Annotated in this window: 18 protein-coding genes; 10 read left to right on the top strand and 8 right to left on the bottom strand. The window is 69.9% G+C overall.

Annotation, left to right across the window (positions count from 1 at the left end; translation table 11 throughout):
* Positions 1 to 749, bottom strand: a 749-nt coding sequence (locus tag KUTG_RS49855; protein ID WP_198047639.1) for an FAD-binding protein, incomplete at its 3' end; no start/stop codon positions are given.
* Positions 750 to 859: 110 nt separating this feature from the next.
* Here KUTG_RS49855 and KUTG_RS55025 point away from each other — a divergent pair.
* The 3 genes from KUTG_RS55025 (at position 860) to KUTG_RS49840 (ending at position 4,727) form a co-directional block, all read left to right on the top strand.
* Positions 860 to 1,498 (top strand): helix-turn-helix domain-containing protein, encoded by a 639-nt coding sequence (locus tag KUTG_RS55025; protein ID WP_084580774.1) that lies wholly within the window; start codon positions 860 to 862, stop codon positions 1,496 to 1,498.
* Between the two features lie 55 nt (positions 1,499 to 1,553).
* Entirely contained in the window at positions 1,554 to 2,888 is a 1,335-nt protein-coding gene (locus KUTG_RS49845; protein ID WP_052396388.1) for a phytoene desaturase family protein, read from the top strand.
* 516 nt (positions 2,889 to 3,404) lie between these two features.
* Positions 3,405 to 4,727 carry a ferredoxin reductase family protein gene (locus KUTG_RS49840; protein WP_043727008.1) on the top strand — a complete coding sequence of 441 codons (1,323 nt, stop codon included), beginning with the start codon at positions 3,405 to 3,407 and terminating at the stop codon, positions 4,725 to 4,727.
* Here KUTG_RS49840 and KUTG_RS49835 read toward each other — a convergent pair.
* Both KUTG_RS49835 and KUTG_RS49830 read right to left on the bottom strand, forming a co-directional pair.
* Positions 4,724 to 5,221 (bottom strand): DJ-1/PfpI family protein, encoded by a 498-nt coding sequence (locus tag KUTG_RS49835; protein WP_043727007.1) that lies wholly within the window; start codon positions 5,219 to 5,221, stop codon positions 4,724 to 4,726. The two genes, KUTG_RS49840 and KUTG_RS49835, sit on opposite strands and share 4 nt — an antisense overlap.
* 91 nt (positions 5,222 to 5,312) lie before the next feature.
* Positions 5,313 to 6,953: a glutamate--tRNA ligase gene (locus KUTG_RS49830; RefSeq protein WP_043727006.1), complete on the bottom strand. Its 1,641-nt coding sequence runs from the start codon at positions 6,951 to 6,953 to the stop codon at positions 5,313 to 5,315.
* Between the two features lie 88 nt (positions 6,954 to 7,041).
* Between KUTG_RS49830 and KUTG_RS49825 the strand changes: the two genes are divergently transcribed.
* On the top strand, positions 7,042 to 7,461 hold the full coding sequence (locus tag KUTG_RS49825) for a protein-tyrosine phosphatase family protein (RefSeq protein ID WP_043727005.1): 420 nt from the start codon (positions 7,042 to 7,044) through the stop codon (positions 7,459 to 7,461).
* Positions 7,462 to 7,465: 4 nt separating this feature from the next.
* On the opposite strand, the gene KUTG_RS49820 is transcribed toward KUTG_RS49825, so the two are convergent.
* The 4 genes from KUTG_RS49820 to KUTG_RS49805 form a co-directional block, all read right to left on the bottom strand.
* Entirely contained in the window at positions 7,466 to 8,578 is a 1,113-nt protein-coding gene (locus KUTG_RS49820; protein ID WP_043733564.1) for a sensor histidine kinase, read from the bottom strand.
* 16 nt (positions 8,579 to 8,594) lie between these two features.
* Positions 8,595 to 9,131, bottom strand: a complete 537-nt coding sequence (locus tag KUTG_RS49815; protein ID WP_043727004.1) for a hypothetical protein — start codon at positions 9,129 to 9,131, stop codon at positions 8,595 to 8,597.
* Positions 9,132 to 9,216: 85 nt separating this feature from the next.
* Positions 9,217 to 9,870 (bottom strand): response regulator, encoded by a 654-nt coding sequence (locus KUTG_RS49810; RefSeq protein WP_052396387.1) that lies wholly within the window; start codon positions 9,868 to 9,870, stop codon positions 9,217 to 9,219.
* Between the two features lie 16 nt (positions 9,871 to 9,886).
* Positions 9,887 to 10,282, bottom strand: coding sequence for a (R)-mandelonitrile lyase (locus tag KUTG_RS49805; protein WP_043727003.1), 396 nt, complete (start codon positions 10,280 to 10,282; stop codon positions 9,887 to 9,889).
* Positions 10,283 to 10,399: 117 nt separating this feature from the next.
* Between KUTG_RS49805 and KUTG_RS49800 the strand changes: the two genes are divergently transcribed.
* The 6 genes from KUTG_RS49800 to KUTG_RS49775 all read left to right on the top strand — a co-directional run bounded on the left by KUTG_RS49800 (position 10,400) and on the right by KUTG_RS49775 (position 15,725).
* The gene (locus tag KUTG_RS49800) at positions 10,400 to 11,239 is read left to right on the top strand and encodes a helix-turn-helix domain-containing protein (RefSeq protein ID WP_043726997.1); all 840 of its coding nucleotides are present in this window, start codon (positions 10,400 to 10,402) and stop codon (positions 11,237 to 11,239) included.
* A 59-nt stretch (positions 11,240 to 11,298) separates the two neighbouring features.
* Complete coding sequence (locus tag KUTG_RS49795; protein ID WP_043733559.1) at positions 11,299 to 12,246, top strand: LysR substrate-binding domain-containing protein; 948 nt, start codon at positions 11,299 to 11,301, stop codon at positions 12,244 to 12,246.
* An 85-nt stretch (positions 12,247 to 12,331) separates the two neighbouring features.
* Positions 12,332 to 13,774, top strand: a complete 1,443-nt coding sequence (locus tag KUTG_RS49790) for a 2-hydroxymuconic semialdehyde dehydrogenase (protein WP_043726996.1) — start codon at positions 12,332 to 12,334, stop codon at positions 13,772 to 13,774.
* Between the two features lie 8 nt (positions 13,775 to 13,782).
* On the top strand, positions 13,783 to 14,196 hold the full coding sequence (locus KUTG_RS49785) for a RidA family protein (protein ID WP_043726995.1): 414 nt from the start codon (positions 13,783 to 13,785) through the stop codon (positions 14,194 to 14,196).
* A 3-nt stretch (positions 14,197 to 14,199) separates the two neighbouring features.
* Complete coding sequence (locus tag KUTG_RS49780) at positions 14,200 to 14,730, top strand: 3-hydroxyanthranilate 3,4-dioxygenase (RefSeq protein ID WP_043726994.1); 531 nt, start codon at positions 14,200 to 14,202, stop codon at positions 14,728 to 14,730.
* Positions 14,727 to 15,725 (top strand): amidohydrolase family protein, encoded by a 999-nt coding sequence (locus tag KUTG_RS49775; protein ID WP_043726993.1) that lies wholly within the window; start codon positions 14,727 to 14,729, stop codon positions 15,723 to 15,725. The genes KUTG_RS49780 and KUTG_RS49775 overlap by 4 nt, the downstream gene beginning before the upstream one ends.
* A 13-nt stretch (positions 15,726 to 15,738) precedes the next feature.
* Here KUTG_RS49775 and KUTG_RS49770 read toward each other — a convergent pair whose 3' ends face one another.
* On the bottom strand, positions 15,739 to 15,960 hold the full coding sequence (locus tag KUTG_RS49770; RefSeq protein WP_043726992.1) for a PAS domain-containing protein: 222 nt from the start codon (positions 15,958 to 15,960) through the stop codon (positions 15,739 to 15,741).
* Between the last annotated feature and the right edge of the window lie 91 nt (positions 15,961 to 16,051).

Raw genomic sequence — 16,051 nt, 5'->3', positions numbered from 1 at the left:
CCCGGGCCGGGCGGGGTGTGGTCCTCGGCCGACACGGTCTCCAGCACGTGCGACCAGCCGCCGTCCTGGACGATGAAGCCCTCCACGTAGTCGCACTGTCCACCGAGGACCAGATCCCGCTGCGCCGCGTTCAACGACGCGGTGTCGGGGTATCGGACCTTGCGGTGCAGGACCGTAGACGGCGCCGGGATGAGCTTGATGGTGGCCCGGGTGATGATGCCGCACTGCCCCAGCCCGCCGAGCACGGCCCGGAACAGGTCGGATCCCGGCCGGCAGGTGACCACCGCGCCGGTGCCGGTGACCACTTCCAGCTCCAGCACGTTGTCGGCCTGCGAGCCGTGACGATGGCTGGTGCCGCCGATTCCGCCGAGCGACAGCGTGCCGCCGACGGACAGATCAAGGAAGTCGGTGAGCACGGGCGGCGTCAACCCATGCGGCAGCGTGGCCCCCAGCACGGTCCGCCACGACGCACCGCCGTCGACCACGACGTGGCCGGGCTCCACGCGATGCACAGCGCCCAAACCGGTCATGTCGACCAGGACACCACTGTCCACAAGCGACTGTCCGTGCGTCGAATGCCCCCGCCCACGCGCGGTCACTGGCCCGCCACCGCGGATCACCTCGGCGATGTCGGCCGCGGTGCGGGGCACCAGGACCGCGTCGGGTCGCCGTCGGATCATCCCACCGAAGTCCGTCGACACCCGAGTCAGCGTCGCGCTGTCCCTGAGCAGAGCCACCTCGTCACCCACAGCTCAACCCTAGCAACGGCTCGTGACGGCCCGGGGACATTCGGACAGTGCTGGCGGGAATCCGCGACACCCCTGGCCGTCAGGACGAATCCGCACGCCATGCTGGTCGCATGGAGGCGGGTAGAGGGGTGTTGGAGGCGGCGTTCGCGGTGCTGGACCAGGTCCGCGAGCAGGAGCCGGCGCGGCTGCTGGATCTCGCCGCGGCGACGGGCATCCCGCGGCCGACCGTGCATCGCCTGCTCGGCCAACTGCTCGCAGTCGGCGCGGTCCGGCGGGACGGCACCAAGTACCGCCTCGGCGCGAGCCTGCTGGGCGCGGGCGGCCAGATCGAACGGCGGGTGCGGGCCGTCGCGGCACGCCCGGTCGCGGAGCTGGCGGCGCACACCGGGGCCGGCGTGACGCTGAGCATCAATGTCGGCGGTCGCAGCATTTTCCTGCAGATGATTGACGCTCACGAGCCGCTCGGCGTGACAGCGGAACCGGGCGAACCGGTGCCGGAAGGCACGGCGGGGGCCGACGCGCTCAGGGCGGTCGAGCCGCGGCCGTACATCGACGCCGGTCAGGTCACCAAGGGGCTGACCTGTGTGGCCGTGCCGATTCCGTTGCCCAGCAAGGCAACGGCGGTGATCACCACGATGGCGCACGGCGCGCAGCCGTCGCCCAAGCTGCTCAACGCCACCTGTGCGACCGCGGCCCGGGTGGCCGATCGCCTTGCGCTGCCCGAACAGTCCCTGCCAGTGCCCCAATAGTCCGCTGGCCGGACTTCGCCTGGCTGCGTCGGCCGACCGGCCATAGCCTGCGGACATGCCGTCTTACGATGTGATCTTCGTCGGCGCCGGGCACAACGCCCTGGTCGCCGCCGCGTATCTGGCCAAGGCCGGCCGAAGCGTGTGCCTGCTGGACCAGTCCGACCGGCCCGGCGGCGCGGTGCGCAGCGAGGAACTCACGCTGCCCGGCTTCGTGCACGACACCTATTCCGCGCTGCACCCCATCTTCGTCGGCGGGCCGGCCTTCGCCGAGCTGGGCGAGGACCTCGGCCGTCACGGACTTCGTTACGTGCAGGGCGGTGTCAGCACGGGATCGTCCCTTCCGGACGGTCGGTCCGCAGTCATCCCGACCGACCCGGCGGCGCTGGGCGCGGAGCTGGAGCGGCTGGGCGAGCAGGACGGCTGGGCGGGGCTGATGGCCGACGTGGCGCCGCACCTCGAATCGCTGATGCCGCTGCTGGGCATGGACCTGACCAAGCCGCAGGCGGCCGAGTTGATCCAGAAGCTGGACCGGGACCGCACGGCGGCGCTGCCGTTCGCCACGCTGCTGGCCGGCAACGGCCACGACCTGGTCACCGAACGTTTTCGCACCGAGGAGCTGCGGACAGCGCTGCTGCCGTGGCTGCTGCACGTCGGCATCGGCCCGCACGACGCCATCGGCGCGCTGTGGATCGCGCTGTTCGGCCTGATCCTGCCCGGCGGCAACCCGCAGCCGGTCGGCGGCAGCGGCCGGCTCGCCGAGGCGCTCAGCGGCCTGGTCACCGAGCACGGGGCCGAGATCGTCACCAACGTCCGGGTCGACGCCGTACTGACGGAGAACGGCCGGGCGGTCGGCGTCCGCACCGCCGACGGCGAGGTCCTGACCGCGACAACAGTTGTTGCCAGCACCACGCCCGACCAGCTCTACGGCCACCTGCTGCGCGACGTCTCGATCGGCGACTCGATCCGCGCCCAGGCCTCCCGGTACAGCTACCGCCGGGGCTGCTTCCAGCTCAACCTCGCGCTGTCGGCCCGCCCCTCCTTCGCCGATCCGCGCCTGGACCAGGGCGGCGGCCTCAACCTCGGGCGTGGCGTCGACGAGCTGGTCCGTTCCGTGCGGCAGGCCGAGGCCGGCTATCTGCCCAAGCACCCCACGCTGTCCTGGCACGAGGCCACCGCCGTCGACCCGAGCCGCGCGCCGGAGGGCTGCGCCGTGGTGCGGATCCAGGTGCTGGACGTGCCGCTGCGGCCGGTCGGCGACGCCGCCGGGGAGATCGCCGCCGACGGCACGTGGACAACATCTGTTGTCGAGGGCTTCGCCGACCGGGTGGTGGCCGAGGCCGCCGAGCACCTCAAGGGTCTCGACGAGCTGGTGCTGGCCCGGCACATGTAAAAAAACACTTCTCACTACTGCTTCATAAGAAGACTAGTGCGTATTGTTTGGAGCCGACTTCTCCAACGTTTGGACCGACCTTCCAGTATGTAGCCGCGCCGATAAAGGCTTAGACGGAGCTGCCTGTACACTCATCCCAGATGGATAGTTAGCCTAATACTGAAGTGTCGCCCTACGAAGTAAACAACTCGGTGTCGCCTTGAAGAGACGGAGTCTTCCGGTACGTTAAATTGTAAAGCCATCGGGCCAGTGGAAATTAATTTCGTGGCTTCGCTCTCGTTGGCGGCCCCCAACCTATCGGCTCGTGCAACTGTCACGGGATGAATTCTCTCGGGACACCCGCTCGAGAGAACGCGGATCCGGTACTGCCTGTAGCGGTTAATCGATACGCGAAGCCCTGGGCGTTTCCGACGAGCAGCCATACTGGATCGGTTAGGTATCAAAATCCCGGCCGGAAAAACTGCGGTCCTAGACGAATCCGAGTGCATCATTTCAGTTTATTGTACTAAGGACCCCGTGACCACCACCCAGAACCACCCGGTGCAAGCGCCGGCACGGCCGGACCGCCGCCGGACGGCCCGCGTGGCGCTGCTTGCGGCCCTGGTCGTGAACGTGCTGATCGTCGCCGCGCTGGTGGTGGCGACCGGGGCGTCGCCCAACATCCTGATCACCCTAGGCCGGATCTTCGGGCTGGTGGCGGGTCTGCTGATGGCCGGTCAGTTCCTGCTGATCGCCCGCCTGCCGTGGCTGGACCAGCGGCTGGGCATGGACCGGCTCACGACCTACCACCGCTGGAACGGCATCGGTCTGATGTGGACGCTGCTGGGCCACGTGGTGCTGATCGTGTCCGGCTACGCCCAGCACGACGCCCACGACGTGATCTCCGAGGTGTTTGTCCTCTCCGACACGTTCACCGGCGTCCTGCTGGCGATCATCGCCTTCCTGCTGGTGGTCGTGGTGGGCGCGACCTCGGCCCGCATCGCCCGCAAGCGGCTGCCCTACGAGACCTGGCACGCCATCCACCTGCTGACCTACGCGATCGTGGCGCTGGCCTTCACCCACCAGTTCATCTCCGGCACGACCATCGCCTCCACCGGCGGCCGCATCTACTGGCTCCTGTTGTGGGCCACCGCGATCGGCACGCTGCTGACTGGCCGCGTGATCCGCCCGCTGCTGCGCAACCACCGCTACCAGCTCCGCGTCGCCGGCATCGTGCACGAGTCGCCCAACGTCGTCTCCGTCTACGTCAGCGGCCGCAACCTGCACGAACTGCCGGCGCGGGCGGGCCAGTTCTTCGTGTGGCGCTTCCTGGCCAAGGGCATGTGGCACCGCGCCAACCCGTTCTCCCTGTCCGCCGCGCCGGACGGCCGCTACCTGCGGCTTACCGTCAAGGCCGTCGGCACGGCCAGCGCCGCCCTGCGCGACCTCAAGGTCGGCACGCGCGTCTACGCCGAGGGCCCGTACGGCGCCTTCACCACCGCCAACCAGGTTCACCAGCACGCCCTGCTGATCGCCGGCGGTGTCGGCGTCACGCCGATCCGCGCGCTGCTGGAGGAGATCAAGGGCCACGTCGTGGTGCTGTACCGGGTCCGCGACGAGCGGGATGCCGTGCTGCTGGACGAACTCCGCGCCCTGGCCCCGGTGGTCCGTGTCCTCGGTGGACCGTCGGCCGGCCAGTTCAACCCGGAGAGCCTGCGCTACCTGGTGCCGGACATCCGGGCCCGTGACGTCTTCGTCTGCGGCCCGGCCGCGATGACCAACGCGGTGCTGGCCAGCACCCGGGCGCTGCAGGTGCCGGACCGCCAGGTGCACGCCGAGAAGTTCAGCCTGGCCGGTTAGGCGCGCCAGACGGTGCCGCGACGCTCGTGGGCGATCATCCTCTCCACGGCGATCGCGGCATCGGCGCCCAGTTCCCGCTCCAGGAGATACAGGCCGAGGTCGATACCCGAGGTCACCGAAGAGGCGGTCACGAGATCACCGTCGTCGACCACCCGAGCGTCGACGACGGTGACTCCGTTGGCTCCCAAGGCTTCCAGGCCCAGGTGATGTGTGGTGGCGTTACGGCCCTTGATCAGGCCGGCCATCGCCAGGAGCAGCGATCCCCCGCACACGGTCGCGACCAGCACCTCCGGCCGGGCCAGGGCCTCGGCCAGCAGGCTCGACAGTGGCGTGCCGAGCGTGCGGCCGAGGATCTCGGAGATCCCGTCCGGCAGCGAGCCCAAAGCCCCTGGCACCACGACGATGTCGGCGCGCGAAGGGTCCAAACGGGACTCCGCCCGCAAGGACAACAGGCCGTTGCCGCTCTCCACCTCGCGCGGCCCTTCGGCCGACATGGCAACCCTTCCGCGGAAACGACGACGGGGCGAACGCTACGAGCGTCCGCCCCGTCGAAGAAGGAGCCGCCTTGCCAACCTCCGCCGGGTTTCAGCCAGCCACGGCGCGGATCCGGCGCAACACCTCGTCCGCGCCGAGCGTGGTGGCCACGGCGTGCAGGTCGGGGCTGCGGGTGGAGCCGGTCAGCGCCACCCGGATGATCTGCGAGGCCTCGCGGATGGAACCCGGGTAGGCGTCCGGGTTCTTCTTGTACTCCTTGGCGTTCTTCGCGTAGCCGTGCTTGGCGGCCAGCTCGCGGATCTGCCCGAACCACTCCTGGCCGTCGGCCAGGTGCTCGTAGCTGTCGGCGAAGTCGGCGGCGAAGGCCCGGGCCAGCTCCGGCGTCACGCCCTCGATCCGCTCGTCGGCGGCGGTCACCGGCGTGAACAGCTCGGGGAAGAAGAAGCCGTACGCGGTGCGGAAGTCCGACCACTTGCGCAGGTCCTTGCGCGGATTCTCGACGCCCTCGCGCTCCACCGCCAGCGCGGCCAGCGCCAGCTCCGGGTTGGCGTCCAGCACCGGCACCAGGTCGGCGTCGTGGGTCAGCGCCCACTCCCGCACGGCGGCCAGGATCTCGGCGCCGGTCAGGGTGGCGATGTGGTCGGCGCTGATGTCGTCCAGCTTGGCCATGTCGATCAGCGGCCCGGCCAGGCCCATCTCGTCCAGCTTGATCGGCGCGTCCAGGGCCTCGGCCAGCGGCAGCTCGGCGATGCGGCCGTTGGTCAGGCCCTTGAGGTAGTACAGCACCGCCTTGGCCGGGTAGCCCTCGGCGATGTAGAAGTCGACCGAGGCCTCCGGGTCCTTGCGCTTGGACAGCTTGCGCTTGCCCCCGGTGATCTGCTTCATCAGCGGCGCGATGTGGGCGTAGGTCGGCTGCTCGAAGCCGAGCGCCGCGAACAGCTGGAGGTGGGTGGGCACCGAGGAGATCCACTCGTCGGCCCGGATCACCAGGTTGACCCGCATCAGGTGGTCGTCGACCGCGTGCGCGAAGTGGTACGTGGGCAGCCGCACGGCGTTGGCCGAGGACTTGAGGATCACCACGTCGTTGCGGTTGTCCTCGTGCTCCAGCCGGCCGCGGATGGCGTCGGTGAACACCGCGCGGCCGTCGACCTCGCCCGGCGAGCGGAACCGCACCACGTAGGGCGCGCCCTCGTCCAGCTTGGCCTGCACGTCCTCGTCGGACCGGTCGCGCCAGATGGCCCAGCCGCCGTAGTAGCCGGGCGGGATCTTGCTGGCCTCCTGGCGGCGGCGGATGTCGGCCAGCTCCTCCTCGGTGGCGAAGCACAGGTACGCCTTGCCCTCGCGCAGCAGCTCCCGCGCGTAGGTCAGGTACTGCTGCTCGCGCTGCGACTGGAAGTACGGGCCGTAGTCGCCGTGGCCCTCGGCCTCGTCGGCCGGCAGGCCGAAGTAGTCGAACGCGCGGGTGAACTGCTCGACCGCGCCCTCCACCTCGCGGGCCTGGTCGGTGTCCTCGATACGCAGCAGGTAGCGGCCGCCGGTGCGGTGCGCGATGTCCCGGTTGATCGCGCCCACGTACAGCGCGCCGATGTGCAGCCAGCCCGTCGGGGACGGGCCGACGCGGGTGACCATCGCGCCGTCCGGGAGCTGCCGCTGCGGGTAGCGCTGCTCCCAGTGCGCCGGCTCCGGCAGGTCGGCGGGGAACAACGCGTCGATCACGGCACGGTCAGGCATCGGGTCACGGTCTCCAACACGCAGGTCTACGGGTGTTGTCCAAGGTTATCAGCGGCCCGGTCACGGGCTCTGGCCTAGGCTCGGGCGGATGACGTGGGAACCGGACACGCCCGGCCTGCTGCGATTGCCGTCGGGGAGGTCGGTCCGCGGGCGCGGCCTCCGCAATCCGCTGCCGCCGGGGCCGACGCCGGCGTTCGGGCTCTATCTTCGCGGCTCGGACCCGGGTGCGATGGCGTGGGAGAGCCGGTGGATTCGTTGGCCGGACTTCTGGCTGCCGACGGACCGTCCGGCCTTCGCCGAGGCTCTGAACGACCTGCTGGAGCGGTCGTCGCAGGAGCGGGTGGAGATCGCGTGCGGCGGCGGATTCGGCCGCACGGGAACGGCATTGGCCTGCCTCGCGGTGCTGGACGGCGTGCCGAACGACAAGGCGGTCGGCTATGTCCGTGAGCACTACTCCAAGCGGGCCGTGGAAACGCCGTGGCAGCGCCGGTTCGTGACCCGATTCTGAGCGGTCAGGACAGCCGCAAGCGAACGATCCAGCCGTCGTCGACCGGGCCGGCGTCGAGGGTGCCGCCGAGGGCGGCCGCCCGGTCGCGCATGGCCGTCAAACCCAGGCCGGTGCCGCCGCCGATACCCACTGGCACGGGTGCCCTGGACCGTCCATTTGCGACTTCCAGCTCCACGGAATCCGGTGAGAAAGCCAGCTTCACCGACACTGCGGCGCCGGGGGCGTGCTTGGCGGCGTTGGTGAGGGCTTCTTGCGTGGCGCGGAGGATGGCGTAGGCGGCGTCGACGGAGAGGGTTCGCTCCGCCCCCTGCACGACGAAGGCGGCGCCGGCGTTGTCGGCCACGGCCCGCAGGGTTCGGCTGAGCGGAACGGTGTCCTCGCGCAGGGCGTGGACGGCCTCCCGCATGTCGCCGATGCTGGTCACGGCCAACTGCCGGGCGTTGCGCATCGCGGCCGTGGCCTCATCGCGGCGGTCGTTCTCGTTGAGGGCGTCGGCCATGTCGAGTTGGAGGGCGATGCCCGTCAGCGAATGGCCGAGCACGTCGTGCAGTTCACGGGCGATCCGACCACGCTCCACCAGCGTCGCCTCCCGGGCCTCCGACTCCCCCGCCCGCCGGGCCTCGGCGGCGGCACGCTCCGCATTGGACAGTGCGGCGGCCCGGTCGGCACGGGCAATCCCGATGTACGAGGGCAATCCGGTGGCCAGTGCCTCCCACCACGGCCACTGCGTCGGCGTCGGCCAGATCCCGTTGACCACCAGCACGGCGACGGCGGACGCCACCGACGTGAGCACCGCGATGGCCAAGGCGGCCTTGCGGGACGGCAACCGGCCGCCGGCCCCGGCGGAGGCCAGGAACGCGAAGATCGGCGCGAGAGTGGTCTGTGCCAACGGCAACAACGCCGCCGCGGTGACGGCGTAGGCGACCCACAACACCAACGGGGACCGCCACGGGATCAGCGTCACCAGGGACAGCACGGCCACGACGGCGAACAGCCCCATGGCGAACGGCCGCGCGATGATCGCGTGGTCGGGGAATTCCAGCGCCGTCACGAGAATGGCCGCGACCGCCAGCACGGGGCGGGCGACCTTCTCGACGATCCGGTCGAGGGGCACCATGCCCGGCAACATAGCGTCAGCGACGGCCACGGGCCTGGAGGTCGTCGATGAACCTCGACGTCCGGTGCGGTGCGCCGTCCTTGCCCTGCTGCCAGATCACCTGGCCACCGGTGCGCATGGCCTTGGCCAGCACGACCGCGCCCTCCATCAGCAGGCCGGCGCCGAGCGTGAGCATCAGCGTGTTGCCGCCGTCGGCGTGCGGGTCGATCGTGGACAGCAGGAAATTGCCGCCGAGCTTGACCGCGATGTTCACCACCCAGAGCACAATGGTCATTCCGGTGTACCGCATGTTCACGATTCCGTCCCGCACGAAAACGCGAATGCTCAGGCCACGCAAGGCGCCGATGCCGATACCGGCCAGCGTGGTCACGACCAGGAAGCCGAGTTGCACCGGGTCGTGCAGGACGTCCTTGGCGCCGGACAGGCCGATCACCGTCAGCACCGCCGGCAGCACCAGCATCCGCTTGGCCTGCGCGGGCTCGCCCAGCAGGCGGCGGATCAGCATGTAGCCGACGAGGGCGACCACCAACAGGATTTCGATCGGCGTGCTCACCGTGTTTCCTCCTCATCAGGTCCGACCCGACCAAGATTAGGAAGAATCACCGGCGAGGTCTTGAGACCAGCGCCGTATTCGTGAACTACAGCGGCGGGTGGAGAGGCGTCTCCACCCGATTGTTCAGCACGTAGCGCACGGCGTCGGTCCGCGTGTGGAAACCGGCCTTGGCGAACAGGTTGTTGATGTGCGTCTTCACGGTGGCCTCGCTGATCACCAGTCGCTTGGCGATCTCCGTGTTGCGCAGGCCCTCCCCGATCAGCCCGAGGATCTCCAGCTCACGCGCGGTCAGGTTGAACGGCGTGCTCGACACCGGCCGGGCCGTGGCCAGCTCCAGCAGCCGCCGCTGCACGCGCGGATCCAGCACCGACTGCCCCAGGCTGGCGCTCCGCACCGCCTGCAGCAACGTCGCCCGGTCCGCCTCCTTGGTCAGGTAACCGGAGGCCCCGGCCCGCAGCGCGGCCAGGATCGACTCGTCGTCCTCGAACGTCGTGAGCACGACAACCCGCACGTCGGGGGCCGTTTCCTGGATGCGGGCGGTCGCCTCGACGCCGGTCATCTCCGGCATGTGCAGGTCCATCAGCACCACGTCCGGGTGATGCTCGGCAATGACGGAGACGGCCTCGGCCCCGTTGGTGGCCGTCGCGACGACGTCCACGTCCTCGGCCAACCCGAGCATCACCGCCAGCGCCTCCCGCACGGAGGTCTGGTCGTCGACGACGACGAGCTTGATCGCCACGGGGCCAGGGTAGCCACTACCCCGCGCATTCGTCGTCCGTGACGTGCCGTCCCCACTCGGTGTGGCTGCCGGTGTCGTCGGCCTCCTGGTAGGCGACCTGCGTGTGGAAGCAGCCGGGAGTCGCGCCGTGCCAGTGGTTCTCGCCCGGCTCGATGTGCACGCGGTCGCCCGGCCGCACCTGCTCGACCGTCCCGCCCTCGCGCTGGATCAGGCCGACACCCTCGGTGACGAAGATCGTCTGGCCGACCGGGTGGGTGTGCCACGCCGTGCGGGCGCCCGGCGCGAAGTGCACGACGCCGCCCATGATCCGCGAGGTCGGCGACGGCGTGCCGATGACGTCCAGGTAGACCGGTCCGGCGAACCAGTCGCTCTGGCCGCTCAGGGTTTCCAGCCCGTTCCTGATGATTCGCATGGTGTCCTCCGTGCTCGGTGTTCCTTGAGAAAAGCACGGTCGAGGGCACGGCCGAGAGGACTCGTTCGGCCAGGTACTGGCCGTACACCCCGGGATGGCGGGGTTACGCTCGCGGCTGTGGACACCAGGGTCGAGGTACGGGATTTCCTCACGTCGCGGCGCGCGAAGATCACTCCCGATGACGTCGGGCTGGTCTCCTACGGCACACGGCAGGTCCTGGGGCTGCGGCGCGAGGAGGTCGCCACCCTGGCCGGGATCAGCATCGACTACTACAACCGGATGGAACGCGGCAATCTGGCCGGCGTCTCCGACGACATCCTCGCCGCGGTCGCGCGTGCGCTTCGTCTGGACCCGGCCGAACGGGCGCACCTGGCCGATCTGGCTCGCGCGTCGCGGGACCACGCCGCCGGCCGGCGGCCCGGCCCGAGCCGGCAGACCGTGCCCCCGAGCATCGAGTGGATGATCGACGCGATGACCGGCGCCGCCGCGTTCGTCGCCAACAACCGCCAGGACGTTCTCGCCGCCAATCGGCTCGGACGAGCGCTGTTCGCCCCCATGTTCGAGTCGGCCGCCCGCGCGAACATGGCCCGCTTCACCTATCTGGACCCGGCCGCGCGGAACTTCTTCGCCGATTGGGACCGGATCGCGAAGGAATGCGTCGCGGCGCTGCGGGCCCAGGCCGGACGCAATCCGTTCGACCGGGACCTGCACGACCTCGTCGGCGAACTGTCGGCGGAATCCGCGGACTTCGCCGCCCTGTGGGCCATTCATGACGTGCGGCACCACTTCGCGGCCGAGAAGGCTTTCCACCACCCCCGCGTCGGCCGACTGGTGCTGCGCTACGACCGGCTCGCCGTCACCGCCGCTCCCGGCCTGGAGATCTTCGCCTACATGGCCGAGCCCGGGTCGCCCTCCGCGGCCGCGATCGACATCCTGGCCGGTCAGCCGGTCGCATGATCGCCCCCGACGACCGCACGGCGATGCTCGTCGGCCGGTAGGGCCCGAAGATGGTGCCCATGGACATCAACCGGCTGCTGGACGGTCGCCTGAAGGTGCGGCACCTGGTGCTCGTGGTCACCGTGGCGGAGCAGGGCAGCGTGGTCGGGGCGGCGGAGCGGCTGCGGGTGACGCAGCCGGTGGTCACGCGTGGCCTGCGGGAGCTGGAGCAGATCCTCGGGGTGGAGCTGTTCGACCGGGGGCCGCGCGGGGTGGCGCCGAACGCGTACGGCCGGGCCTTCGTCGACGACGCGCGGGCGATCATCGCGCAGATCCGGCAGGCCGGGAAGCACGTGGCCGAGCTGAGCACCGGCATGGTCGGCACGGTGGTCGTCGGCAACCACCTGAGCGGGGCCAACGTGCTGCTGCCGACGGCGATCGCCCGGCTCAAACGGCAGTTCCCGTACGTCACGGTGATCGTCCGCGAGGCGACGCCGGACCGGCTGACCGAGGACCTGCTGACCGGCGACATCGACCTGGTGGTCGGCCGGCTGACCCCGCAGGGCGAGGACCAGCGGACCACCCGGATACGGCTCTACCACGAGCCGATCCGACTCGTGGTCCGCGCGGGGCACCCGGCGACGGCGATAGACCAGCCGCAGCTGGCCGACCTGATCGACTACCCGTGGGTGCTGCCGGTGACGCAGACGGCGCTGCGCACCGAGGTCGAGCAGGTCTTCTTCCGACAGGGCCTCGGCGTGCCCACCAATCGGGTGGAATGCACCTCGCTGCCGACACTGCGGTCCCTGCTGATCGACGCCGACATGATCGCGACTCTGCCGGCGCTGCTGGCGCGGGACGACGCGCTGGCGGTGTTGCCGATCGAGCTGCCGAACGTGCAGCGGCTGGTCGGGCTCACCCTGGCCGCGGGGCGGAGCCAGAGCCCGAGCCTGAAGGCGTTCATGAAGCACCTGGAGGAGGTCGGCGCGGAGATCCGCGAGACCCTCGATATGCCCACCGAGGCATAGCAGCGAGCGATTCAAGCATTTGTCGGACGTAACTACCCAGGGCGACGATCGAGTCACCGAGAAACCGAAGCCGGGGAGCGAGTCCATGAGCCGTGTGCTGCAGAACTTTGTCGGCGGGCAGTACGTCGACGGCGGCGATCTGTTCGACGACGTCAACCCGGTCGACGGCACGCTCGTCGCTCGCGTCCAGGAGGCCGACCGCGAGGTGGTGGACGGCGCGGTCCGGGCCGCCCGCCGAGCGCTGGAAGGCGAATGGGGCCGGTTCACGGCCACCGAGCGGGTCGCGCTGCTGCGGCGCATCGCCGACGGCATCGAGGCCCGCTTCGACGACCTGCTCGCCGCCGAGATCGCCGACACCGGCAAGCCGGTCGCGCTGGCCACCGAGCTGGACGTCACCCGCGCCGCGGCCAACTTCCGCGCCGCCGCCGACCTGGTCGCCGGCCTCGGCGTCGACTCCTTCCTCACCGAGAAGGCCCTCAACTACGCAGTCCGCCGCCCGCTGGGCGTGGTCGGCGTGATCGTGCCGTGGAACCTGCCGCTGCTCCTTCTGACGTGGAAGGTCGCGCCGGCGCTGGCCACCGGCAACGTGGTGGTGGTCAAGCCGTCCGAGGAGGCGCCGGCCAGCGCCACCCTGCTGGCCGAGATCATCACAGAGGCCGGCGCCCCGGCCGGCGCGTACAACGTGGTCCACGGCTTCGGCCCCGGCTCGGCCGGCGAGTACCTGACCACCCACCCGGACATCGACGGCATCACCTTCACCGGCGAGTCCCGCACCGGCTCCGCGATCATGCAGGCGGTGGCCCCACGGGTGCTGCCGGTGTCGTTCGAGCTGGGCGGCAAGAACCCCGCGGTGGTGTTCGACGACGCCGACCTCGAACGCACCATCGACGGCCTGGCCCGGTCGGTGTTCACCAACACCGGCCAGGTCTGCCTGTGCACGGAACGGGTCTACGTCCAGCGGGGCGTGTTCGACGAGGTCGCCGCCGGCCTGGCCAAGCGGGCCCAGGAGCTGCGCTTCGGCAGTCCCTACGACCCGTCGACCACCACCGGCCCGTTGATCTCCCAGGCCCACCGCAAGAAGGTGCTGTCGTACTACGCGATCGCCGAGCAGGAGGGCGCGCAGCTGTTGGCCGGCGGTGGAATTCCGGCCGTCGGGGAAGACTTGAGCGGCGGTTCGTGGATCGAGCCCGCGCTGTGGACCGGCGTCGGCAACTCGGCGCGGATCATGCAGGAGGAGATCTTCGGCCCGGTCGCCACGCTGATGCCGTTCGACACCGAGGAGGGGGCGGTCCGCCTGGCCAACGACACCCCGTACGGCCTGGCCGCGGCCGTCTGGACCTCGAACCTGGAGCGCGGGCACCGGGTGGCCGCCGCGATGCGGGTCGGCATGTCATGGCTCAACACCTGGTACCTGCGCGACCTGCGCTCCCCGTTCGGCGGCTCGGGCCTGTCCGGCATCGGCCGCGAGGGCGGCGTGCACTCACTGCACTTCTACACCGAGCCCACCAACGTCTGCGTCGCACTGTGAGGACGGACATGAGCAACGCCAAGACCCTGCCGGACAAGGCAACCCCGCGCGGACGCTTCCCGCATGTGCGCGTGGCAGGAGGTTTTGCCTTCGTCTCCGGCACGAGCAGCCGCCGCCCGGACAACACCATCGCCGGCGCCACCGTGGACTCCTTCGGCGGCACGGAACTGGACATCAGGGTCCAGACCGCCGCGGTGATCCAGAACATCCGGGACATCCTGGCCTCGGTCGGCGCCGATCTGTCCGACGTCGTGCAGATCACCAGCTACCTGGTCACCATGAACGACTTCCGCGGCTACAACGAGGTCTACGCCCAGCACTTCGACGAGAACGGGCCCGCCCGCACCACCGTCGCCGTGCACCAGCTGCCCCACCCGCACCTGCTCATCGAGATCCAGGCCGTCGCCGTCCTGAAAGGCTGAACCATGACCGCGCTGAACCCGGCGTTCAACTTCGTCAAGTGGGTAGACGAGAACCAGCACCTGCTCAGGCCGCCGGTCAACAACAAGCAGATGTGGCAGGCCCAGGGCGACTTCATCGTGCAGGTGGTCGGCGCCCCCAACGAGCGCACCGACTTCCACGTCGACCCGTACGAGGAGTGGTTCTACCAGTTCCGCGGGGACATGCACGTCAATCTCCAGACCGACGAGGGCATCGTCACCCAGCACGTCCGCGAGGGCGAGATGTGGCTGCTGCCCCGCAACACGCCGCACTCACCGCAGCGCCCCGATCCCGGCTCCGTCGGCGTGGTGATCGAGCGCATCCGCGAGGAGGGCGTGCTGGAGAAGTTCCAGTGGTACTGCCTGAACTGCAACCACCTGGTGCACGAGGCCGAGCTCCAGGTGCGCGACATCGTCGTCGACCTGCCGCCGGTGTTCGAGCGGTTCTACGCTGACGAGAACCTCCGCAAGTGCGGCAACTGCGGCACTGTCCACCCGGGAAGGTCGGCCCGATGACCGTCATCGACATCCACACCCACTCCGTGCCCGCGAAATGGCCCGCCCTCGGCTGGGATGACGCACCCTGGCTGCGGGTCGACAGCGCCCGCGAGGCCACGATCATGGTGGGGTCCAAGGAGTTCCGGACGATCCAGTCCAACTCCTGGGACCAGGCCGAGCGCCTGGCCCACATGGGCGAGGACGGCGTGGACGCCCAGGTGGTCTCCCCCACGCCCGTGTTCTTCTCCTACGACCGGTCGCCTCGTGAGGCGCTGCGGATCGCCGAGGTGTTCAACGACGCGGCGCTGGAGCTGACCGGGCCGTCGAACGGGCGGTTGATCCCGTTCTGCCAGGTTCCGTTGCAGGATCCCGATCTGGCCTGCCAGGAGCTGGACCGGTGCCTGGACAACGGGCACCGTGGCGTGGAGATCGGCAACCACGTGGGCGACCGCGACCTCGACGACGCGGGCATCGTCCAGTTCCTGCAACACTGCGCCGACCGTGGCGCGCCGGTTTTCGTGCACCCGTGGGACATGCCGGCCTCGCCCCGGTTGAACCGCTGGATGGCCCGGTGGATCACCGGCATGCCGGCCGAGACGCACCTGTCGCTGGTGGCCATGGTGCTGGGCGGCGTGTTCGACCGGGTGTCGGACAACCTGCGCATCTGCTTCGCCCACGGCGGCGGCTCGTTCGCGTTCTGGTTGGGGCGCTTCGAGAACGCCTGGCACCAGCGGCATGATCTGCTGGGCACGTCCGAGAAGCCGCCGTCGGCCTATGTCGGGCGGTTCAGTGTGGACAGTGTGGTGTTCGAGCCGGCGGCGCTGCGGCTGCTGGTGGACACCCTCGGCGTCGACAACGTCATGACCGGCAGCGACTACCCTTACCCGCTCGGGGAGCGTCCGGTGGGCAACGTGGTGCGGCGGTCGGACTTCCTCAGCCAGCAGGACAAGGACAAGATCCTGGGCGGCAACGCGGAGAAGTTCCTGTCGTTGAAGGCCGATGCGGCTCGGTGACCGCGTACAACGACTATCTCCGCGCGGAGGAACCGCATTCGTTACAGCATCCGGTGTCCAGAGCCGATCCCTCCGCGACCGGCTCGCCGGTCAGCTTGTCCGGATGCCGCCCGGTCGCCCGCAGGTACGCCGGATTGGCCGCCTGTATCCGCAGCTCGGTGTCCAGCAGCAGGTAGGGCGCGGGGGCCACCGCGAACGCCTGGCTCCGAACCGTCGCCCTCAGTGCCTCATCCATGGGCAGCCACCTCGACGCGGGTCAGTATGACCCCGGCGCATCCCGGAGTCGAGGCACGCCAATCACGTTGAGTCTGACGTAACGGCAGACC

The sequence above is a fragment of the Kutzneria sp. 744 genome (assembly GCF_000568255.1).
GTDB lineage: Bacteria > Actinomycetota > Actinomycetes > Mycobacteriales > Pseudonocardiaceae > Kutzneria.
Note: the sequence above shows the minus strand (reverse complement) of the source record. Positions and strands in the feature narration are given on the sequence as shown.